This is a genomic window from Sphingomonas psychrotolerans (assembly GCF_002796605.1).
Lineage (GTDB): Bacteria > Pseudomonadota > Alphaproteobacteria > Sphingomonadales > Sphingomonadaceae > Sphingomonas > Sphingomonas psychrotolerans.
In genome coordinates, this window is sequence record NZ_CP024923.1 from 3,572,334 (window position 1) to 3,590,910 (window position 18,577).

General features: G+C 68.2%; 23 protein-coding genes and 1 pseudogene. 21 read left to right on the top strand and 3 right to left on the bottom strand.

All coding sequences use genetic code 11. From position 1 onward, the window contains the following. Positions 1-75: 75 nt before the first annotated feature. Positions 76-420 (bottom strand): VanZ family protein, encoded by a 345-nt coding sequence (locus CVN68_RS16305; protein WP_100284470.1) that lies wholly within the window; start codon positions 418-420, stop codon positions 76-78. Positions 421-649: 229 nt separating this feature from the next. Here CVN68_RS16305 and CVN68_RS16310 point away from each other — a divergent pair, with 229 nt between their 5' ends. Together CVN68_RS16310 and CVN68_RS16315 are read left to right on the top strand one after the other, a co-directional pair. After that, the gene (locus CVN68_RS16310) at positions 650-1,162 is read left to right on the top strand and encodes a hypothetical protein (protein ID WP_100283136.1); all 513 of its coding nucleotides are present in this window, start codon (positions 650-652) and stop codon (positions 1,160-1,162) included. Next, positions 1,152-2,486: a DNA-packaging protein gene (locus tag CVN68_RS16315; RefSeq protein WP_100283137.1), complete on the top strand. Its 1,335-nt coding sequence runs from the start codon at positions 1,152-1,154 to the stop codon at positions 2,484-2,486. Before CVN68_RS16310 ends, CVN68_RS16315 begins: the two co-directional genes overlap by 11 nt. Before the next feature lie 174 nt (positions 2,487-2,660). Here CVN68_RS16315 and CVN68_RS24495 read toward each other — a convergent pair whose 3' ends face one another. Further along, entirely contained in the window at positions 2,661-3,101 is a 441-nt protein-coding gene (locus tag CVN68_RS24495; protein ID WP_100284471.1) for an avidin/streptavidin family protein, read from the bottom strand. A gap of 514 nt (positions 3,102-3,615) precedes the next feature. On the opposite strand from CVN68_RS24495, the gene CVN68_RS16325 reads away from it, so the two are divergent. The 3 genes from CVN68_RS16325 to CVN68_RS16335 all read left to right on the top strand — a co-directional run bounded on the left by CVN68_RS16325 (position 3,616) and on the right by CVN68_RS16335 (position 5,951). Further along, positions 3,616-4,284, top strand: coding sequence for a spermine/spermidine synthase domain-containing protein (locus tag CVN68_RS16325; protein ID WP_100283138.1), 669 nt, complete (start codon positions 3,616-3,618; stop codon positions 4,282-4,284). A gap of 67 nt (positions 4,285-4,351) precedes the next feature. Further along, complete coding sequence (locus tag CVN68_RS16330; protein WP_100283139.1) at positions 4,352-4,621, top strand: hypothetical protein; 270 nt, start codon at positions 4,352-4,354, stop codon at positions 4,619-4,621. Positions 4,622-4,841: 220 nt separating this feature from the next. After that, positions 4,842-5,951 (top strand): phage portal protein, encoded by a 1,110-nt coding sequence (locus CVN68_RS16335; RefSeq protein ID WP_100283140.1) that lies wholly within the window; start codon positions 4,842-4,844, stop codon positions 5,949-5,951. Here the strand turns inward: CVN68_RS16335 and CVN68_RS23695 are convergent. After that, complete coding sequence (locus CVN68_RS23695; RefSeq protein WP_199560107.1) at positions 5,932-6,105, bottom strand: hypothetical protein; 174 nt, start codon at positions 6,103-6,105, stop codon at positions 5,932-5,934. The two genes, CVN68_RS16335 and CVN68_RS23695, sit on opposite strands and share 20 nt — an antisense overlap. 59 nt (positions 6,106-6,164) lie before the next feature. Here CVN68_RS23695 and CVN68_RS16340 point away from each other — a divergent pair, with 59 nt between their 5' ends. From CVN68_RS16340 to CVN68_RS16410, 16 genes and pseudogenes are all read left to right on the top strand, one after another. Next, positions 6,165-6,473 (top strand): DUF6127 family protein, encoded by a 309-nt coding sequence (locus tag CVN68_RS16340; protein WP_100283141.1) that lies wholly within the window; start codon positions 6,165-6,167, stop codon positions 6,471-6,473. Continuing rightward, entirely contained in the window at positions 6,470-6,841 is a 372-nt protein-coding gene (locus CVN68_RS16345; RefSeq protein WP_100283142.1) for an HK97 family phage prohead protease, read from the top strand. The genes CVN68_RS16340 and CVN68_RS16345 overlap by 4 nt, the downstream gene beginning before the upstream one ends. Before the next feature lie 63 nt (positions 6,842-6,904). Beyond that, positions 6,905-8,305 carry a glycosyl hydrolase family 28-related protein gene (locus tag CVN68_RS16350; RefSeq protein ID WP_100283143.1) on the top strand — a complete coding sequence of 467 codons (1,401 nt, stop codon included), beginning with the start codon at positions 6,905-6,907 and terminating at the stop codon, positions 8,303-8,305. Between the two features lie 87 nt (positions 8,306-8,392). Continuing rightward, positions 8,393-9,450 (top strand): annotated as a pseudogene (locus CVN68_RS16355) (phage major capsid protein). Between the two features lie 158 nt (positions 9,451-9,608). Further along, a complete protein-coding gene (locus tag CVN68_RS16360; protein WP_100283144.1) occupies positions 9,609-10,163 on the top strand; it encodes a head-tail connector protein in 555 nt (184 codons plus the stop codon). After that, a complete protein-coding gene (locus tag CVN68_RS23385) occupies positions 10,160-10,366 on the top strand; it encodes a hypothetical protein (protein WP_158298922.1) in 207 nt (68 codons plus the stop codon). Before CVN68_RS16360 ends, CVN68_RS23385 begins: the two co-directional genes overlap by 4 nt. Then, the gene (locus tag CVN68_RS23390) at positions 10,363-10,764 is read left to right on the top strand and encodes a DUF3168 domain-containing protein (protein ID WP_158298923.1); all 402 of its coding nucleotides are present in this window, start codon (positions 10,363-10,365) and stop codon (positions 10,762-10,764) included. The genes CVN68_RS23385 and CVN68_RS23390 overlap by 4 nt, the downstream gene beginning before the upstream one ends. Positions 10,765-10,774: 10 nt before the next feature. After that, complete coding sequence (locus CVN68_RS16370; RefSeq protein ID WP_100283145.1) at positions 10,775-11,182, top strand: phage major tail protein, TP901-1 family; 408 nt, start codon at positions 10,775-10,777, stop codon at positions 11,180-11,182. Beyond that, positions 11,179-11,520 carry a gene transfer agent family protein gene (locus tag CVN68_RS16375; RefSeq protein WP_100283146.1) on the top strand — a complete coding sequence of 114 codons (342 nt, stop codon included), beginning with the start codon at positions 11,179-11,181 and terminating at the stop codon, positions 11,518-11,520. Before CVN68_RS16370 ends, CVN68_RS16375 begins: the two co-directional genes overlap by 4 nt. Next, entirely contained in the window at positions 11,520-11,708 is a 189-nt protein-coding gene (locus tag CVN68_RS16380) for a phage tail assembly chaperone (RefSeq protein WP_100283147.1), read from the top strand. Before CVN68_RS16375 ends, CVN68_RS16380 begins: the two co-directional genes overlap by 1 nt. Beyond that, positions 11,701-12,264 carry a tail tape measure protein gene (locus CVN68_RS16385; protein WP_100283148.1) on the top strand — a complete coding sequence of 188 codons (564 nt, stop codon included), beginning with the start codon at positions 11,701-11,703 and terminating at the stop codon, positions 12,262-12,264. Before CVN68_RS16380 ends, CVN68_RS16385 begins: the two co-directional genes overlap by 8 nt. Before the next feature lie 131 nt (positions 12,265-12,395). Next, a complete protein-coding gene (locus tag CVN68_RS16390; protein WP_100283149.1) occupies positions 12,396-14,645 on the top strand; it encodes a DUF2460 domain-containing protein in 2,250 nt (749 codons plus the stop codon). Then, a complete protein-coding gene (locus CVN68_RS16395) occupies positions 14,642-15,448 on the top strand; it encodes a DUF2163 domain-containing protein (protein WP_100283150.1) in 807 nt (268 codons plus the stop codon). The genes CVN68_RS16390 and CVN68_RS16395 overlap by 4 nt, the downstream gene beginning before the upstream one ends. Beyond that, positions 15,445-15,843: an NlpC/P60 family protein gene (locus tag CVN68_RS16400; protein ID WP_100283151.1), complete on the top strand. Its 399-nt coding sequence runs from the start codon at positions 15,445-15,447 to the stop codon at positions 15,841-15,843. Before CVN68_RS16395 ends, CVN68_RS16400 begins: the two co-directional genes overlap by 4 nt. A gap of 1 nt (position 15,844) precedes the next feature. Further along, positions 15,845-18,010 carry a phage tail protein gene (locus tag CVN68_RS16405; protein WP_100283152.1) on the top strand — a complete coding sequence of 722 codons (2,166 nt, stop codon included), beginning with the start codon at positions 15,845-15,847 and terminating at the stop codon, positions 18,008-18,010. Further along, positions 18,010-18,513, top strand: a complete 504-nt coding sequence (locus CVN68_RS16410; RefSeq protein WP_100283153.1) for a DUF2793 domain-containing protein — start codon at positions 18,010-18,012, stop codon at positions 18,511-18,513. The genes CVN68_RS16405 and CVN68_RS16410 overlap by 1 nt, the downstream gene beginning before the upstream one ends. The last annotated feature ends 64 nt before the right edge of the window (positions 18,514-18,577 follow it).

The following is an 18,577-nucleotide window of genomic DNA, read 5'->3' on the forward strand; positions in this document are numbered from 1 at the left end:
TGTAGAAGCGGCGCGGCGCTAGCGCGCGGCGGGGCTTATTGCAAGTAAGTATCAATGGCAGTCGGGTCGGGCGTCTCAGCGCGAGGGGCGGCACCAACGGATCGCGGCGGCGATCGCCAGAACGGCGAGGATCGCGCCGGTATCGGCGAGCCAGTCGCGCCAGTCGGAACTGCGATGGAGCGCGGGGATCGCCTGGACCAGTTCGATCAGCACGCCGAAACCGGACAAGGCGAGGAGCAGGCGAAGCCATGTTGCCGCAGGCCATGCGGCGATTGCGAGTCCGGTGAGCACGGTGAAGGCGAGGATATGCTGGATCTTGTCGGTCGGCTGGCCGGGGAGCTGCGGCGGATGCGGCAGCACCGCCATCACGAAGGTGAAAAGGAGGGCTGCCCAGAGAACGAGGCGGAGCGATCGATGCATCGTGGACGCATGCCATTGGAATGCATGGAAGGGCAACCGCCGTCGGGAAGAGCGGCAAGACGAAAACGCTCACATCAAATAACCATATAGGCACAAAACACTTGACATCGTAACGCTGATCAGGTACCAATCAGGAACGCTGAAGAATTGCGAGTCGGGGTCTTCGGGCCTCTCCTGAGCCGGATGCACCGAGTGCGTCCGGCCTTTCTGTTGCGCGGGAGTGCGACTGTTGGACAAAATCATCACCTTTTGCGAAAAAACCGGGCAGCGGCAGAAGCGCCGGGCGCGCGCCAAAGCCTTTACCGGGCCGAAGCGTCAGCGATTCCTCGACGCACTCGCGCTGACCTGCAACGTCGAGGCATCCGCCGCGCATGCGGGGGTGCATCGCGTCACGCCTTATACCTGCCGAAGGCGGGATCCGCATTTTGCCAGGCAATGGCAGGAGGCGCTGACCGCCGGATATGATCGGCTCGAGGCGCTGGTGCTCGAACACGGCGGCGCGGGCGTCGCGCTCGAGCCGGCGGATCCGTATCGCGCCGGGGAGGAAGGCGCCGCGCCGCCGCCCTTCGACTTCGACAAGGCGCTCCGGATACTCGCTTTGTATCGCAGCCAGCGCCATGGCCAGGCCGGGCGCCGCCCCGGAGCCGCGCGTCGGCGCGCGACCCGCGAAGAGACCAATGCCGTTTTGATCAAGGCGATTGCCGCGGCGAAGAAGCGCCTGGGTCTGTCCGATGACGCCTGACCCGGCGGCCGCCGAAGACATGGCGCTGCTGCGCGCGCTGGCCGCGCTCCCCTTGCGGGAGTGGCCCCGCGTGCTGGCGCGGCTGAACGAAGCGCAAAGCGTCGAACTGGTCGAACGCTTTCCGATCTGGGCGCATAACGGGCAGCTCGATCCGGGCGGGGACCCGCTGGTCTGGCTGATCATGGCCGGACGCGGCTTCGGCAAGACCCGGGCGGGCGCCGAATGGCTGAGCGCGCTGGCGCGGCAATGCGAGGATGGCCGCTTCGCACTGGTGGGGGCGACGCGCGACGACGTGCGCCGGGTGATGGTCGAGGGGCCGAGCGGGTTGCTCGCCGTCGCCCGCGAAGACGAGGCGATCGTCTGGACGCGCGACCGGGGCGAAGTCCGTTTCGCCTCGGGTGCGATTGCGTTCGCCTATTCGGCCGAGGCTGCCGAAGCGCTGCGCGGACCCGAGCATCACGCAGCGTGGTGCGACGAGATCGGCAAATGGGGACGCGGCGGGGATGCCGCATGGGACAATCTGATGTTCGGTCTGCGGCTGGCGACGCGGCCGCGCGTGCTGGTGACGACGACACCGAAGCCAACCGCACTGGTTCGTCGGGTGCAGCGGCTCGCGAACAAGGACGAAGCTTCGATCCGGGGCCGGACGGCCGACAATCCGAACCTGCCCGCGGACTTCGTCGCGGCGATGCTGGCGACCTATGCCGGGACGCGGCTGGCGCGACAGGAACTGGACGGCGAATTGCTCGAGGACGTCGCCGGGGCGCTATGGACCCGGCGGCTGATCGAGCGCGCGCGGATTTCGGCGGCGCCCGAGCTGGTGCGCGTGGTGGTGGGCGTCGACCCGCCGGCGAGCGCCGAGGGGGACGCTTGCGGGATCGTCGCGGTCGGGCTGGGGCGCGATGGGTGCGGCTATGTGCTCGAAGACGCGACCGTCGCCGGTGCCTCGCCCGAGGGCTGGGCACGCGCGGTGGTGGCGTGCGCGGCGCGGCACGCGGCGGACCGGGTGGTGGCCGAGAAGAACCAGGGCGGCGACATGGTGGCGAGCGTGCTGCGCGGGGCGGACAGCGGATTGCCGGTGCGGCTGGTCCACGCCTCCCGCGGCAAGAGCGCCCGCGCCGAGCCGGTGGCGATGCTCTACGAGGCAGGCAAAGCACGGCATGCCGGGGCGTTCCCCGAGCTGGAGGATGAATTGTGCGGGCTGCAGGCGGGCGGCGGCTATGAAGGGCCGGGGCGTTCACCCGACCGTGCCGATGCCCTGGTTTGGGCGATGACCGAATTGATGCTGGGCAAGCGGGGTGCGGCGCGGGTTACGGTGATGTGAGCCGGACTGGCGCAGCGGGCGCGGCAATCGATCCAGGGCGGTTTATGAAGCAGCCTCCTGGAAACCGAATACGTAATAGCTACCGTCTCGGATCGAACCTTTGGAAATGTCCGCGACGACCCAAACGCGGACATTCCGGATCAACTCGTCAGATCGCCGGGTTAGCGAAGAATTTTAAGGAACTGCGGTGAAGGTATCGGCGCCGACCAACACGTGCTCGAATGGAAAAGCAGTTTTCGGTCTCGCGAGATGCCAAACCGTCCTGATGACGGATCTGCCTGCTACCTCCCGGCACGTTCCGGCCCACGCGGTTGCGCTCCCATAGGGAGTCCACCGGACGGTGAAGGTCAGCACAGGCACCACATCCTTCGTCGGATCGGGTGCAGTGGTATTCAGCCAACCAATCAGATTGAATGTCTCTCCAGCTGTTCCCGAAGGCGAAGAGTAGGTGCCCTCGATGCGCCCGGTGGCCGCGTCTACTGATGTGATTGTCATAGTGGATTGGAGCTCGTTGCTCCATCTCCCTACAAGATTTGTACAGCTTCCTGCCGCCCAAGCTGGTTGCACTGCAATAGCGGTCACGATCACGCCAACTATCTTTAGATAATTTGTCATCTTCCCCTCCTGCCAGTCTCGCACATGCGGACTATATCGGAGTTTTCGAGATCTTGGTCTATAAATTAATTCATAATAACATGCCGATGAGAAACCAAAATAATGCGGATAATCCGAGTTAAACGACTGATTTTCCTCTGATAGGGTAGAGCTCCTCTGTCCGAACAAGGCTACCGTCCATCCAGAAAGTCAAGTCATCGCTTGTGTTTACCTGACCAATTTAACAGCGACGGCTGTCACGCTCCCTGTAACGCGAATGTGTTGGTTCGGGCATAATGGCCATCGGCAATCAACATGTGAGTGTGCATTGCCAATCTCGGTCACTCATGGCCCGGCTGACGGATGAGGACCCGCAAATTCCACGCGGGGGACGGATCGTTCTCCTCGTGCCAAGTCCAAGGTTAGCGCTACGCAAACTCAGCCACTGCCTTTGCGGGAGCGCTGGATGGTAACAATTAGATCGAGCAGCCGATCGGCGCTTGTGCGAACGCAGGCCAAAGCGGATAGCGACCGCATGGTACCACGTGAATTGATCGATACGGCGGACGTGCCCGGCGGCGAGCCGTTGCGGCTGTTCCGGCGCGGCAGCGACTATATGATCGTGCTCGAGCGCAACGAGCTGATGAACAGCCGGATGAGCGGATCGGAAGAAGCGCTTGCCGAAATGACGATCGATCGGCTGCGAGTGCCGGCGCCGCATCTGCTGATCGGCGGATACGGCATGGGGTTTACCCTGCGCGCGGCATTGCGGCGACTGGACGGCGATGCGCGGGTGACCGTCGCCGAACTGGTGCCGGGGATCATCGACTGGGCGCGCGGGCCGATGGCCGAATTGACGGCGGGATGCCTCGACGACCGGCGCGTGGAAGTGGTGCTCGACGATGTCGGCGCGATGATCCGGCACGGGCGCGGCGGCTATGACGCGATCCTGCTCGACGTCGACAACGGCCCCGACGGGCTGACCCGGCCGGGCAATGACGGGCTCTATTCGATGCGCGGACTGGCGGCGGCGCGGGCGGCGCTGCGGACCGGCGGGATATTGGCGGTGTGGTCGGCGGCGCCCGACGCGGCATTCGTGCGGCGACTGAACGACGCCGGGTTCGCAGTCGAGGAAGTCGGCGTGAAGGCACGGAGCAACGGCAAGGGGCCGCGGCACGTGATCTGGTTCGCGACGAAGCGGTGAGGTTGATGCGAGGGGGCGACGGCCTTCCACTCGATAGTCGACGCCGGCCCCGGCAGGAGGATCGGCCATGATTGCGACGGCACGCACCTTGGCGATCATGCTCGCGGCGCCCCCGCTGATGCTCCTTTTCTGGGCGCACCTCATACGACCGACTGTGTCCGGCCTGGATTTGCTGGCCATGTTTTTGGCTGGCGCCACCGGGTTGGCAGGCGCGGCGACCGGGCCCTGGTCTGGACAGACCAAGGCGTTGGTGGCGATCGTCTATATTGTGCTCGGCGTCGGCGCGATTCCATTTTGGACGCTGTTTGCAGTCTGTTCGACCGGGGATTGTCTCTAACTCAGGGTGAGTGACGCCCCGGCGAGGCGTGCGGGTAGCGCGCGCCCGCGATGTTCAGTCATGCCGGGGACGACTATTGGTAGTTGGCGGACAAACGCCTTCTCCCCTTGCGGGAGAGGGAATGATTGGGCCGGTCATGCCCTGTGCCGAGAAGGGGCGCCGGGCAGCTGCCCATGACAGCGAAGGTTGCGCGAACGCGACTCTGATCCGGGAGACAGGCATGAAATGGTTCGGACGTAAGTCGGCCGGGCGCGATGGCGCGCGGCCGGCGCTGGCGCAGGGCGGCAGCATCACCAGTCTCGGCGAATGGCCGCGCAGCTATGAGGCGCAGGTGCGCGAGGGCTATTGCCACAATCCGGTGGCGCAGCGCGCAGTCAAACTGGTTAGCGAGAGCGTCGGATCGGCGCCGCTCGTCGCGAGCGATCCGGCATTGGCGGCGCTGGCGACGGCGCGGTCGAGCGGGCAGGTGCTGACCGAGGCGCTGGCGGCGCAATTGCTGCTCCACGGCAATGCCTGGGTGCAGATCCTGACCGACAGCGAGGGCATGGTGCGCGAGCTGTTCGCGCTGCGACCCGAGCGGATGACGGTCGAGGCCGATGCGAGCGGCTGGCCGGTGGCGTATCGTTATCGGGTGGGCGCGCATGTCAACCGGCTGACGGCGGAGGATGCGGCGGGGCGGCCGGCGGTGGCGCATATCCGGACGTTCAATCCGGTCGACGACCATTATGGGCTCGGCTGCCTCGGCGCGGCGGCGGGAGCGGTGGCGATCCACAATGCCGCGACGCGCTGGAACAAGGCGTTGCTCGACAATGCGGCGCGGCCCTCGGGCGCTCTGGTCTATGACGTCGGCGACGGCGGGGTGCTGAGCCCCGACCAGTTCGCGCGGGTGAAAGGCGAGCTCGAGGCGGGGTTTGCCGGTGCGGCGAACGCGGGGCGGCCGATGCTGCTCGAGGGTGGGCTAAAATGGCAGGCGATGAGCATGACGCCGGCCGATATGGATTTCGTCGGGCTGAAGGCGGCGGCGGCGCGCGAGATCGCGCTGGCGTTCGGGGTTCCGCCGATGCTGATGGGGCTGCCCGGCGACGCCGCCTACGCCAATTACCGCGAGGCCAACCGGGCCTTGTGGCGGCTGGCGATCCTGCCGATCGCGGGCAACATCCTCGCGGGGCTGTCGCAGGCGTTGCGCGGCTGGTTCCCTGACGCGTCGCTGGCGATCGACCTCGACCAGGTGCCGGCGCTGGCCGAGGATCGCGAACGGCTGTGGCGCCAGGTGAGCGCGGCGGACTTTCTGAGCGACGACGAGAAACGGGCTATGGTCGGATTGTCGTGACCTGAAGCTCGCAGATGCGGGTCCCGGCGTTCCAGAGGCCGCCTGCGTCCAGACATTTGTCGACCAGAATATAATCCGACCACCAGAGCCACGCGAGCAGCGCGGCGAGCGCGACGGTCAACAGAACGAGCAGCGGAAAGAGCAGGCGGCGCATGGGTGCTGCCTAAGCGCTGCCGCGCGGGCGGGCAAATCCGGGGGATCGAGGAGAGTAGGATGCGTAACGAGACAGTGCTCGCGCAATTGATCGAGCAGGCAAAGGAAGACGGCGCCGATATCGCGACGCTCAGGGCGATCGCGGAGGAGGCGGGCGAACTGAGCGCGCAGCGCGCGCTGGCGCGGCTGGGGCTCGAGGATGTCGGCGCGGCCAAGGACATGGCCGAGCTGCGCGAGCTGCTGGGCGCGTGGCGCGACGCCAAGCGCTCGGCATTGAAGGCGGCGTTTTCGTGGGCCGGGCGAATGGCGGCGGCTTTGGTGCTGGTCGGGCTGGCAGTGAAGCTGGGCTTTCCCGGGTGGCTCAAATGAGCGTGCGCTTCGCAGGATACGCCGCGGTGTTCGACGTGCCCGATCGCGGCGGCGACGTGGTGCGCCGTGGCGCCTTCCGGCTGGCGGGACCGGTGCCCTTGCTGTGGCAGCATGACGGGGCGCCGGTCGGGATGGTCGAGCAGCTGGCGGAGGACAGCCGCGGGCTGCGGGTGATCGGACGGGTCGCGGCGTCCGGGCTGGCTGAGGCCGTGGCGAAGGGCGCGGTGACCGGGCTTTCGTTCGGCTACCGCGTGACCGAGGCGCGGGGCGTGACGCGGCGCGAGATCCGCGCGCTCGAATTGCTCGAGATCAGCCTCGTGGCGAGCCCGATGCAGCCGCTGGCGCGAGTGCACGCAGTGAGCGGATGAGGCCAGCGCCGGCGATGCCCGCGGGCCAACCCGCCCAATACAATCAACCAAGAAGGAAATGCGATGACGACTTCAGTGGACGTGACGAGCTTTGGCGCCGTTGGCGATGGGATCACCGACGACAGCGCGGCCTTTGCGGCAGCACTTGGCAGCACCGCCAGCCAGATCATCGTGCCGCCGGGGATCTATTGCGTGGAGAATGTGCAACTGCCTGCGGGCAAGCATTTGCAGGGTGCAGGCCCGGGCCAGACCACGCTCAAGATCGTGAGCGGAAGCAGCTACAACATCCTGACCGCGTCCCTCGCGAACTCGGTCGCGGTGACCGGCATGACGCTGGACGACACTGGCGCAACCGGCACGAGCCACGGCCTGTTCGTTTCGCAATGTGCCGACGTCTTGCTGCTCGACATCTCGACCCGGAACACGCCGGGCCACGGTATCTGGCTTTACGATAGCCCGCGCGCGCGGGTGGACCGGATCTTCATCGAGGCCGCCGGCGATTGGGGGATGCACGTCGGGGGCGGCAATTCGGTCTTCTCGACCTATTCGAACATTCATACGCGCAACTGCGCCACGATCGGCGTGAGGGCGCGCGATTGCGCGTTGCTGACCTTCTCGAACATCTCCGGAAGCGGGAATGGCGGTGACTCTACCACCATGTCGTTTTACAACGCCAATTGGTGCCTCGCCTCCAACATCACCGAATATGACGGTGCCCTCGGCGATACCGTGGTCATCGCCGGCGATTCGATCGGCACGTGGATCAGGGGCGTTACCGCGAAGAACGGCGGGGGCCACGGCGCCTCGATCTCGGCCACCGAAACCGGCGCACCGGTCGATTGCCACATCGTCGACGCCTATTTCGAGAATCAGGGCGAGTGCCTTGGCTGCATTACCGACCAAGGTGAGGGCAATCAGCCCTCCAATTGCAGTATCCGCAACGTGCGGGGGCGGAATCCGGGAACGGTCAACCCGTCGGAAGCCTTTGCCATCTCCAACGCCGTCAACTGCGTCATCACTGGCAGCGTCATCGATACGCAGGGCAACATGCTCTACGCGGTTCAGGAGCATAACGGCGTGGGAAGCTCCGCGAACAACCGGTTCGAAATCGACAATTGGGTCCCCGGGACGTCGGGCTATTTCAGTCTCGCCTCCCCGACCTCGACCATCGTGCATACCCGCCTCGAGCGCGGGTACGTGCAGAAGAGCGACGTCGACTATAATTGGGATCCGGCCGTGGACGCGCGCCAGATCTCCTTCGATGCCCCGCTGACGGCGAACCGCAATCTGGTTCTCGCACCTTCATGGTCCGGGGATCGGGTTCGCGTGGTCCGATCGGCGAGCGGGTCGTTCACGCTGGCGGTGAAGCAAGGTGGCACGACGCTGAAGATACTGAACGCCGCCGGCGATTGGGTCGAACTCTATTTCGACGGAACGAACTGGCGGCTTGCTGCCGACAGCTGACCGCCGCGGCGGTCCCGAGTGATCGACAGTGCAAAGTGACAGGTGGCGCGGAGAGATCCGCGCCATTTCTTTATGTGGGAGACGGACATGGACGACGTGACGACGGATGCGCTCGAAGCGAGCTTCGAGGCAGTGGAGAAAGCGGGATTGCCGCCGGTGCGGCCGATGCTGGCGGGCGGGCGGCCTTTGGGCAGCGCGGCGTTCGAAGGGTTTCTGCGAAGCGGCGGCGGCGGGCTCGAGATGAAGGCGCTTTCGGGCGCCAGCGACGCCGCGGGCGGCTATGCCGTGCCCGAGGAGATCGACAGCCGGATCGACGCGACGCTGAAGGCGGTGTCGCCGATCCGCGGCATCGCCAATGTCGTGAAGGTGGGGACCAGCGGCTACCGCAAGCTGGTGACCAGCGGGGGGTTCGAGAGCGGATGGGCGGCGGAGACCGCGGCGCGCGCCGAGACCGACACGCCGGTGTTCAACGAAGGCGCGTGCCGATGGGCGACCTCTATGCCAATCCGGCGGCGAGCCAGGCGATGCTCGACGACGCGGCGTTCGATGTCGAGCAATGGCTGGCGGGCGAAGTCGCGCGCGAGTTCGCAGTGGCCGAGGGCGCGGCGTTCGTCAGCGGCAACGGCGTGAACAAGCCCAAGGGATTCCTCGCCGTGCCGACGGCGGCCACCGGCGACGCGACACGGGCGTTCGGGACGCTGCAATATCTGGCGAGCGGCGCGGCGGGGGCGTTCGCGGCGAACCCGGAAGAGAAACTGATCGACCTCGTCCAGAGCCTGCGCGCGCCGTATCGGCAAGGCGCGAGCTGGGTGATGAACAGCGCCACGCTGGCGCGGATCCGCAAGTTCAAGACCAGCGACGGGGCGTTCCTGTGGGTCCCTTCGCTCGCCGCGGGGCAGCCGGCGACGTTGCTCGGCTATCCAGTGGTCGAGGCCGAGGACATGCCCGACATCGCGGCGAACGCATTGTCGATCGCCTTCGGCAATTTCAAGGCAGGCTATCTGATCGCCGAGCGCGGCGAGACGCAGGTGCTGCGCGATCCCTACAGCAACAAGCCGTTCGTGCATTTCTATGCGACCAAGCGGGTCGGCGGGATGGTGAGCAATTCCGAGGCGATCAAGCTGCTCAAGTTCGCAGCTTCGTGATCAAATTCCCTCTCCCCTTGTGGGAGAGGGAAGGGCCCGCTCGCGGAGCGAGTGGGAAGGGTGAGGGGACTTGAGTCTCACTCACCCTCACCCTTCCGCGCCTTCGGCGCTCCCTCCCTCTCCCACAAGGGGAGAGGGATTTAGGTGAGGAGATTCCAATGCTTGCTCCGCCCTTTCCGGCGGCGGTGATCGCGGCTGCGCGCGATGCTGCCCGGCTTCACTTGCGGATCACGGGCACCGCCGAGGATGCGCTGCTCGAAACCCATGTCGCGGCTGCGCTCGCTTTGTGCGAGGCCTTTACCGGCCAGGCGCTGATCGCGCGGGCATGGGAAACGGTGCTGCCGGCGCATGGCGCATGGCAACGCCTTTCGGGCGCGCCGGTGACGGCGATCCATAGCGTCGAAGGACTGAGCGCGTCGGGCAACGGGTTCGCGCTGCCCGCCGAAGCCTATGGCATGGACATCGACGCGGCCGGCGAAGGATGGGTGCGCGGCAACCCGGCGATCGCCGCCGGACGGATCCGGATCGGCTATTCGGCCGGGCTCGCATCCGACTGGGCGGCCGTGCCGGCGCCATTGGCGCAGGGCGTGGTGCTGCTCGCGACGCATTTTTTCGAGGCGCGCGCGAGCGGCGGCGCGCCGCCGGCGGCGGTGGCGGCTTTGTGGCGGCCGTGGCGGCGGGTGCGGCTCGAAGCCGCCCGGCGGTCGGCATGAAGGGGCTTCAGGCGCGCGCCGAAGCGGCGGGCGAGCGCGCCGCGGCGCAGGCGGTGTCGCGGCTGCGCGATGCCGCGCGCGAGGCGCTGCCCGGACTTTCGGTGGAGGCCGAGCCCGGGCGCGTCGTGATTTCGGGGCGCGGATTGGGGCGGCGCTGGCTGCGCGATGCCGCGCTGCGCTGGCCGGGAGGGTGGCTGCGATGAGCGCGCATGCGAAATTGACCGAAGCGGTCGAGGCGCTGCTGGGCGCGCATCCGGGCGTGGGGATCGCAGTCAACGGGGTCTTCGATTCGCCACCGCAGCGCGCGGTGCGGCCCTACGCAGTGATCGAGGATGCGGTGCTCGTCGACTGGAGCACCAAGGACATGATCGGGCGTGAGGGCCGGCTGGCGGTGGGACTGTTCGAGATGGGCGAGGACCGTAAGCGGCTGCGCGCACTGGCCGACCAGATCGCGGCGGCGATCCCCCAGCTCCCGAGCGAGTTGGGCGAGGGATGGCGGATCGCCAGCCTCGCCTTTCTGCGCAGCCGGATCTTCCGCGAGGGCCCCGGGCAGTGCGCGGCGGTGATCGAGTTCCGGGTGCGGATGCTGCAGGCGAATTAGGAGAGAGAATATGGCGGCGGAGAAGGGTAGCGCGTTCCTGCTCAAGGTGGGGAATGGCGGGTCACCGGTGGGCTTCACCACGGTGGCGGGGCTGAGGACGACGCAATTGAGCGTCAACGGCGAAGCGGTGGTGATCACGTCGAAGGATTCGGGCGGCTGGCGCGAATTGCTGTCGGGCGCCGGCGTGCGCTCGGTGAGCGTGTCGGGCGCGGGGGTGTTCACCGGATCGGCGGCGGAAAACCGGGTGAAGACCAATGCGCTCGCCGGCGTGATCGACGATTACCGGCTGAGCTTCGAGAGCGGGGAGAGCATGACCGGACGCTTTCTGGTCACCCGGCTGGACTATGCCGGGGATTTCAATGGCGAACGTAGCTACACGCTGAGCCTCGAAAGTTCCGGGCCGGTGGTGTCGGCATGAGCGGGGTGCTCGCGCCCGAGCCCCTTAAAGAGGCTGCCAATCCAGCGCGCGGCGAAGCGGAGCTGCGGATAGCTGGCGAGATTTTGGTGTTGCGGCCGAGTTTTGCCGCATTGGTGGCCGCCGAGGGCGAGCTGGGGCCGCTATTCGCTTTGGTCGAGCGCGCCGCCGAGGGGCGATTGGGACTAAGCGAGATGGTGGGGCTGTTCTGGCATTGCCTGCGCGCGCGGCCCGAGCGGCTGACCCGCGACGGCTTTGCCGAGGCAGTGACCGCGCGGGGGCTGGCGGCGAACACGCCGGTGCTGAAGACGCTGCTCGGGCAGATATTGGCGGGGCGGTGATGTTTGCCGAGGCGGCGACGCGGCTCGCGGGGGCGGCGGGTCTGGCATTCGGGTGGATGCCCGAGACTTTCTGGAACGCGACGCCGGCCGAGCTGGCCGCGCTGGTGCGGGCGCTGGCCGGTGAGGAGGTGGCGCCGCCCGGCGCAGGCGAGATCGCGCGGCTCAAGGAGCTTTTTCCCGATGGATGAAGAGATCGAACAGCTGATCATCGGCGTGCGCGCCGACACGCGCGGCTTTGCGCGCGACGTGGCCGAGATGCGCGGGCAGATCGAGGGACCACTGGAGGCGGGCGCCGATCGCGCCGGGCGCGGGATCGAGAATGCGCTGCTCCGCGCGGTGCGAACCGGCAAGCTGGGCTTCGAGGATCTGCGCGGCGTGGCGCTGGGCGTGCTCGGCGAGATTGCCGCGGCGGCGCTGCACCAGGGATTGGGGGCGCTGGGCGGCGGTGGATCGGGCGGCGGAGGCTTGCTCGGGGCGATCCTCGGCTTGTTCGGCGGATCCCCCGGCCGTGCGACCGGCGGGCCGGTGAGCCCCGGGCGCCCTTATTGGGTAGGTGAGCGCGGGCCGGAGCTGTTCGTGCCGGCGAGTGCGGGCGCAGTGACGGCGCCGGTGGCGGGTGCGGCGCGGGAAGTGCGCGTTGCGATCACGATCAACGCCGGCGCGGGCGAGGCGCCGCGGGCGCTGGCGCAATCGAGCCGGCAAGTGGCGCGGGCAGTGAAGGCGGCGCTGGCGGGGGTGGAATAAAATCCCTCTCCCGCCGGGAGAGGGAGGGAGCAGCGGAGCTGCGGAAGGGTGAGGGTGCGGGGCGGTTGTCGCCCTCACCCTTCCCATGCCTTTGGCATGGGGCCCTTCCCTCTCCCAATGGGAGAGGGAGAATGGGACAGTGGCTAGCCGAGGCACGCGGCGGACAGGCGGAGGGCGTGCTCTCACGTTTCGACCCTGTCTATTGGACCGTCAATTTCCCGCGGCCGATGATGGCGAGCGTGGTGACCACGGCGCCCGACGCGCTGCGCGTCGATGCGGTGTTCTATCGCCAGGACGATCTTGCCGGACTGATCTGGGAGGCCGAGGACCGGCACGATCACGTGCTGCTGCGGTATCAGACCAGCCGCGATTTTCGCGGGTGCCGGCTGCGGTTTCGCTGGCGCTCGGCGGGGGTGCTGGCGCTCGACCGGGTCAGCGGGCCGGTGCTCACCATCGAGGGGCGCGACGCGGCGGGCAACCCGCGTGCCTGGTATGTGCGGCTGTGGAATTATGCGAGCGGTGCCCCTGAAGACGCGCTGGTCTCGATCGACTTCACCACGGTTCAGGGCGGCTATCTGCTGCCCGGCGAAGCCGATCCGGTGTTCGCCGGGGACGTCGACCGGATGTTCGTGTCGCTGGTAGCGGAAGGCTATTCGGGCATGGATGCGGCGCTGGCGGCGCCGGTCGCGGCGTGGGTCGAGCTCAGCGAGATCGCCTGCGACGGGCCGGGTTCGGTGCTGGCGATCGGCGATGTCGTGGTGCCCGAGCACGGGCTGCAGATCGCCAATGGCTATGACGATTGCTATCATCTGACGCCGGCGCGGGTGCTCAGGAATGCGCTCCAGCTCGGCTATCGCGGGAGCATCCTGCATTATGTCGGGATGAGCCATTATTTCCGGCTCGAGCCCAATTCGGGCGGCTATTATGTCAGCCTGACCGGAGGCACGCTCAACGTGGCGTGTGCGGCATGGCACGTTGATTTCGCGCGACGCGCGGCGGCGCTCGATTATGAAGTGATCTGGTCGCTCTCCTACGAGCTGCTCGACCAGCATTGCTGGAACGACTGGAAGCAGCGTGCCGCCGATGGAGCGCCGGGGCTCACCGGCTGGAGCCCGCCCTCGGCGTTGCTGTCGCCCGCACATGCGGGGGCGATGTATTATCTGCGGGTGGTGGCGCTGGCGTTCGTCGGCATTGCGCAGGCGGCCGGGCTGGCGATCAAGTTCCAGATCGGCGAGCCGTGGTGGTGGGTGATGCCCGACGGACGATTGTGCATCCATGACGAGGCGGCGCGGGCGGAACTCGACGATCCGGCCGAACAGAATGTTCGGGGCGAAGTGGATAGCGCTGTGCTCGATGCGGCGGGCGCGTTGCTCGCCGCTTCGACGCTGGCGTTGCGCGATGTGGTGCGCTGGGCGCCGGGAGCGGAAGTGCTGTTGCTGGCGTATCTGCCGACGGTGCTCGATCGGGCGATGCCCGAGCTTCAGCGCGCCAATTTGCCGCTCGGCTGGGCGGCGCCGGCGTTCGATATACTCCAGCTCGAGGATTATGACTGGGCCGCCACGGGCAATGCCGCAGCGAGCGCCAAGGGCGTCGCGCTGGCCGAGGCGCGGCTCGGCTATCCGGCTTCGGCGCAACATTATCTCGCGGGGTTCGTGCTCAACGCCGAGGACAAGGATCAGTGGCGGCCGATCGCGGCGGCGGCGGAGCGTGGACGCCAGCGCGGCGTTGCGGCGACCTTCGTCTGGGCGCTGCCGCAGGTGTTGCGCGACGGCTTCGTGCATTTCGAGCAGGAGGATGATGTGGACGCGTTCGACGATGTGCTGTTCCCGCTCGCGCTGGGTCGCGAGGCCGAAGTGGCGCCCGAGGTCTCGACTGCGATCGTGACCAGCGCCGGCGGGCGCGAGAACCGCAATGCCGAATGGGCCGAGGCGCGATTGCGCTACGATGTCGGGCCGGGCGTGCGATCGGAGGCCGACATTGCGGCACTGATCGGGTTTTTTCGGGCGCGGATGGGGCCGGCGCGGGGGTTTCGGCTGCGCGATCCGTTCGATCATTCGGGCGAGAATGTCGTGTTGGGGATCGGCGACGGTGCCGAGGCGCGCTTCCAATTGGTCAAACGCTATGGCGAAGTGGTGCGGCGGATCACGCGACCGGTGCGCGGCAGCGTGCGCGTGGCCGTGGACGGGCTGGAGACCGCGGCCTTCACGCTCGAGGGCGGGATGGTGACGCTCGACGTGCCGCCGCCGGCGGGCGCGGTGGTGACGGCGAGCTTCGCTTTCGACGTGCCGGTGCGCTTCGCCGAGGATCGGCTGAGCGTTAGCCGCGCGACCTATCTGGCGGGGGCGGCGGCATCGGTGCCGCTGATCGAGGTGCGCGAATGAGCTGGCTCGAAGGCGAACTCACCAGCTTGGCCTTGTGCTGGCGGATCGACCGGCGCGACGGCGTGACGATCGGAATCACCGCGCACGATCGCGATCTCGAGATCGACGGACTGGTCTATCGCGCCGCGCCGGGGATGACGCCGAGCGCAATCGCGCGGAGCGCGAGCCTCGACGCCGACAGCATGGACGTGACCGGGGCGCTGACCAGCGCCGCGATCGGCGAGACCGATCTGCTCGCCGGGCGCTGGGACGGCGCGCGGGTGATGCTGTTCGCGACCGACTGGCGCGATCCGGGCGCGCGCGTGCCGCTGGGCGAGGGGACGATCGGCGCGGTGGAGACGCGCGGGGACATGCTGACCGCGGAGCTGCGCGGAGTTTCGGCGGCGCTCGAACGGCCGGTGGTCGAGGAGACGTCGCCCGAATGCCGGGCTGCGCTCGGCGATCGGCGCTGCCGCGTGGCGATGGCGGGGCGGCGGCGGTTCGCGCGGGTGATCGCGGAGGTGGGTGCGGTGCTGACCCTCGACGCGGCGGAGCCGATCGCCAATGGCTATGGCGGCGGCCGGCTGCGCTGGTTCGGCGGAGCGAATTCGGGACTGGAGGATGCCGTCGCCCGCTCCGAAGGCGCGACGGTGACGTTGCGGCGGCCACCGCGGTTCGCGGCCGTCGGCGCGCTAGTGGCGATCGAGCAGGGCTGCGACAAAAGGCTGGCGACCTGTGCGGAGCGGTTTGCCAATGCGGCGAATTTCCGCGGCGAGCCGTATCTGCCGGGGATCGACTTGCTGACTCGCTACCCGGGCGCGTGAGCTCCGGCGACCGCGCCGTGGCAGCGGCGCGGGGCGCGCTGGGCGTGCGGTTTCGGCTGCACGGGCGCGACGCGGACGGGCTCGACTGCGTCGGGCTGGCCGCATTGGCGATGCGTGCCGCGGGCGTCGGCGGCGCGGTGCCGAGCGGCTATGCGCTGCGCACCGACGATGTCGCGCAGGTCGTGGCGACGATCGAGGCGGCGGGGCTGGTGGCGGCCACGGAGGCCCGGGCCGGCGACTTGCTGTTGCTGCGCGCGGGACCCGGGCAATTGCATTTCGCGATCCAGACCGAGGACGGAATGATCCATGCCGACGCGATGCTGCGGCGCGTGGTGGAACGGCGCGAATTGCCCTGGCCGGTGATCGGCCGCTGGCGGGGGCACGAGGGAGACTGACATGGCGACGGTGATATTGACGGTCGCCGGCACGCTGATCGGCGGGCCGGTGGGCGGCGCGATCGGCGGGATGATCGGCAATGCCCTCGACCGCGAACTTTTGTTCAAGCCCAAGGGGCGCGAAGGTCCGCGGCTGACCGAGCTGCGTGTGCAGACCTCTTCCTACGGTACCCAGATCCCGAAACTGTTCGGGACGATGCGCGTGGCGGGATCGGTGATCTGGGCGACCGACCTGGTCGAGCACCGCAGCAAGCAGAGCGGCGGCAAGGGCCGACCGAGCACCACCAGTTTCAGCTACACGGCGTCGTTCGCAGTGGCGCTTTCGGCGCGACCGATTCAGGGCATCGGGCGGATCTGGGCGGACGGCAAGCTGCTGCGCGGCACCGCCGGCGACTTCAAGAGCCGCACCGGCTTCCGATTGCATCCCGGCAGCGAGGATCAGCAGCCCGATCCGCTGATCGCCGCCGCCGAGGGGATCGGACTGACTCCGGCGCACCGCGGGATCGCTTATGCGGTGTTCGAGAATCTCGAGCTCGCCGATTTCGGCAATCGCATTCCCTCGCTCAGCTTCGAGGTTATCGCCGATCCGGGGCCGCTGGCGGCCGGTGCGGTCGTGGCGGAACTGGGCGAGGGCGCGGTGGCCATACCGGAAGACACGGTTCGGCTTGCCGGCTTCGCGGCTTCGGGCGCGAGCGTGCGCGCCGCGGTGGAGGTGCTGGCGGGGGCCACGGGAGGATGGTTCCGGGCCGAGGCCGAAGCGCTGACGCTGTTGAGCGGCCCCGGTGCGGCGGTTCCGCTCGCCGATAGGGGGGCGGGCGAAGCCCATCGCAGCCAAAGGCGGCGCGATATCGCGGCGGCGGAGACTGCGCCGCGCACGCTGACGCTCGCTTATTACGAGCCGGCGCGCGACTATCAGGCGGGCATCCAGCGCGCGGTGCGGCCGGGCGCGGGGATGCGCGAGGCACGGATGGAGCTTGCCGCGGCGATCGACGCGACCGGTGCGCGGTCCATCGCCGAGACTGCGCTGACCCGGCTCGACGTGGAACGCGAGCGCCGAACGCTGGCGCTGCCGTGGGACTCGCTGGCGATTCGGCCCGGCGAGCGCGTGACGATCGCCGGCGCGCGCGGGATCTGGCGAGTCGATCGATGGCGACTGGAGAACATGGCGGTGCTGCTCGAATGCGTCGCGGTCGCTCCGGGGACGCTGGCGGGCGAGGCGAGCGGCGGACGCGTGCTGCCGGCCCCCGACCTCGCAATGGGCGAGACCGTCGTCCACGCTTTCGAGCTTCCGCCGCTGGGCCCGCTCGCGACCGTCCCGCAGCTCGCGGTCGCGGCGGGCGGCACGGGTCCCGGCTGGCGAAGCGCCGCGCTCCTCGTCAGCGTCGATCAAGGCGCGAGCTGGTCCCCCGCCGGAGCAACCCCGATGCCGGCGGTGGTCGGGCGCGTGATTACGCCCCCGGGCGTAGCGCCCGCGCAGCTCGCCGACCGGATCCATGCGATCGTCGTCGAGCTGGCGAGCGGCGCGATGCTGTTGCACGACGCCAACGACGCCGCGCTCGCGGCGGGGTCGAACCTCGCGATGGTGGGCGACGAACTGCTCCAGTTCGCGCACGCGACTCCGCTGGGCGGCCGCCAATGGGAGTTGCACGGACTATGGCGCGGCCGCCGCGGGACCGAGCCGGCGATCGGGAGCCAGGCGCCGGGCGACCGATTCGTCCTGCTCGAGGCGGAGGCGCTGGCGACGCTCGATCTGCCCGCACAGGCGACAGGGGCGATCGTGCAGGTGCTCGCCCAAAGCGTGAGCGACGACGAAGCGGCGCAAGCGCAGGCGCATGTGCGCGGCATCTCGCTGGTGCCGCCCGCGCCGGCGCACCCGCGCGAACGGATCCTGGCCGACGGGGCGACGGAGATCAGCTGGGTGCGCCGCAGCAGGAACGGCTGGGACTGGATCGACGGCGTCGATGCACCGCTCGGCGAGGAAAGCGAGCGCTACCAGCTCACCCTTGCGCTTGCGGCGGGCGGCACCCGTACGGTCGAGACCGAAGCGCCGCGCTTCGTGCTGAACGCAGAAGAGCGACTGGCGACGGCTGCGGCCACCATCCGCCAGATCGGCGCGCACGGGCTGTCTCCGCCGGCCACGCTGGAATTGCCAACGGGAGAAGGCTGATGACCGACAATGTGACGCCCCGCCTCGCGATGCCGCTGCTTCAATCGGGTCAGGCACAGAAGGAGATGACGCATAACGAGTCGCTCGCGCGACTCGATTTGATCGTGCAGGGCGCGGTCGTCGCCGCCGGCGTCGACACACCGCCGACGAGTCCCGAACCCGGCGCCTGTTGGCTCGTGGGCGCGGCGCCCGACGGCGTCTGGGCAGGTCATCCGCACGCGCTGGCAGGCTGGACGCGTTCGGGATGGATTTTCGTAGAGCCCCGCGAGGGCATGCAGCTCTCGCTCGGATCGACACAGGGTATTGCACGGTTCTCGGCGGGGATATGGCGGCTCGGAGAGCTCCACGGAAAAGTTTTTGTCGAGGGAGACCAAGTGGTTGGCCCAAGGGGCGACGCAGTGGCGGAACCCTCGGGAGGGTCGACGGTTGATGCCGAAGCGCGGACGGCAATCGTTTCGATACTGGAAGCAATGCGTTCACATGGTTTGATCGAGGGAGGTTGAACCTGTGGCGCTAATGCAACAGTCTCGGTTTTGTGTGCTTGCGCAGAAACCTTCGTTTCGGTAG

Excerpts from the sequence above, each read along its gene's own strand:
- CVN68_RS16305 (WP_100284470.1), bottom strand. The coding sequence starts at position 420 with ATGCATCGATCGCTCCGCCTCGTTCTCTGGGCAGCCCTCCTTTTCACC.
- CVN68_RS16315 (WP_100283137.1), top strand. The coding sequence starts at position 1,152 with ATGACGCCTGACCCGGCGGCCGCCGAAGACATGGCGCTGCTGCGCGCG.
- CVN68_RS24495 (WP_100284471.1), bottom strand. The coding sequence starts at position 3,101 with ATGACAAATTATCTAAAGATAGTTGGCGTGATCGTGACCGCTATTGCA.
- CVN68_RS16325 (WP_100283138.1), top strand. The coding sequence starts at position 3,616 with ATGGTACCACGTGAATTGATCGATACGGCGGACGTGCCCGGCGGCGAG.
- CVN68_RS16330 (WP_100283139.1), top strand. The coding sequence starts at position 4,352 with ATGATTGCGACGGCACGCACCTTGGCGATCATGCTCGCGGCGCCCCCG.
- CVN68_RS16335 (WP_100283140.1), top strand. The coding sequence starts at position 4,842 with ATGAAATGGTTCGGACGTAAGTCGGCCGGGCGCGATGGCGCGCGGCCG.
- CVN68_RS23695 (WP_199560107.1), bottom strand. The coding sequence starts at position 6,105 with ATGCGCCGCCTGCTCTTTCCGCTGCTCGTTCTGTTGACCGTCGCGCTC.
- CVN68_RS16340 (WP_100283141.1), top strand. The coding sequence starts at position 6,165 with ATGCGTAACGAGACAGTGCTCGCGCAATTGATCGAGCAGGCAAAGGAA.
- CVN68_RS16345 (WP_100283142.1), top strand. The coding sequence starts at position 6,470 with ATGAGCGTGCGCTTCGCAGGATACGCCGCGGTGTTCGACGTGCCCGAT.
- CVN68_RS16350 (WP_100283143.1), top strand. The coding sequence starts at position 6,905 with ATGACGACTTCAGTGGACGTGACGAGCTTTGGCGCCGTTGGCGATGGG.
- CVN68_RS16360 (WP_100283144.1), top strand. The coding sequence starts at position 9,609 with ATGCTTGCTCCGCCCTTTCCGGCGGCGGTGATCGCGGCTGCGCGCGAT.
- CVN68_RS23385 (WP_158298922.1), top strand. The coding sequence starts at position 10,160 with ATGAAGGGGCTTCAGGCGCGCGCCGAAGCGGCGGGCGAGCGCGCCGCG.
- CVN68_RS23390 (WP_158298923.1), top strand. The coding sequence starts at position 10,363 with ATGAGCGCGCATGCGAAATTGACCGAAGCGGTCGAGGCGCTGCTGGGC.
- CVN68_RS16370 (WP_100283145.1), top strand. The coding sequence starts at position 10,775 with ATGGCGGCGGAGAAGGGTAGCGCGTTCCTGCTCAAGGTGGGGAATGGC.
- CVN68_RS16375 (WP_100283146.1), top strand. The coding sequence starts at position 11,179 with ATGAGCGGGGTGCTCGCGCCCGAGCCCCTTAAAGAGGCTGCCAATCCA.
- CVN68_RS16380 (WP_100283147.1), top strand. The coding sequence starts at position 11,520 with ATGTTTGCCGAGGCGGCGACGCGGCTCGCGGGGGCGGCGGGTCTGGCA.
- CVN68_RS16385 (WP_100283148.1), top strand. The coding sequence starts at position 11,701 with ATGGATGAAGAGATCGAACAGCTGATCATCGGCGTGCGCGCCGACACG.
- CVN68_RS16390 (WP_100283149.1), top strand. The coding sequence starts at position 12,396 with ATGGGACAGTGGCTAGCCGAGGCACGCGGCGGACAGGCGGAGGGCGTG.
- CVN68_RS16395 (WP_100283150.1), top strand. The coding sequence starts at position 14,642 with ATGAGCTGGCTCGAAGGCGAACTCACCAGCTTGGCCTTGTGCTGGCGG.
- CVN68_RS16405 (WP_100283152.1), top strand. The coding sequence starts at position 15,845 with ATGGCGACGGTGATATTGACGGTCGCCGGCACGCTGATCGGCGGGCCG.
- CVN68_RS16410 (WP_100283153.1), top strand. The coding sequence starts at position 18,010 with ATGACCGACAATGTGACGCCCCGCCTCGCGATGCCGCTGCTTCAATCG.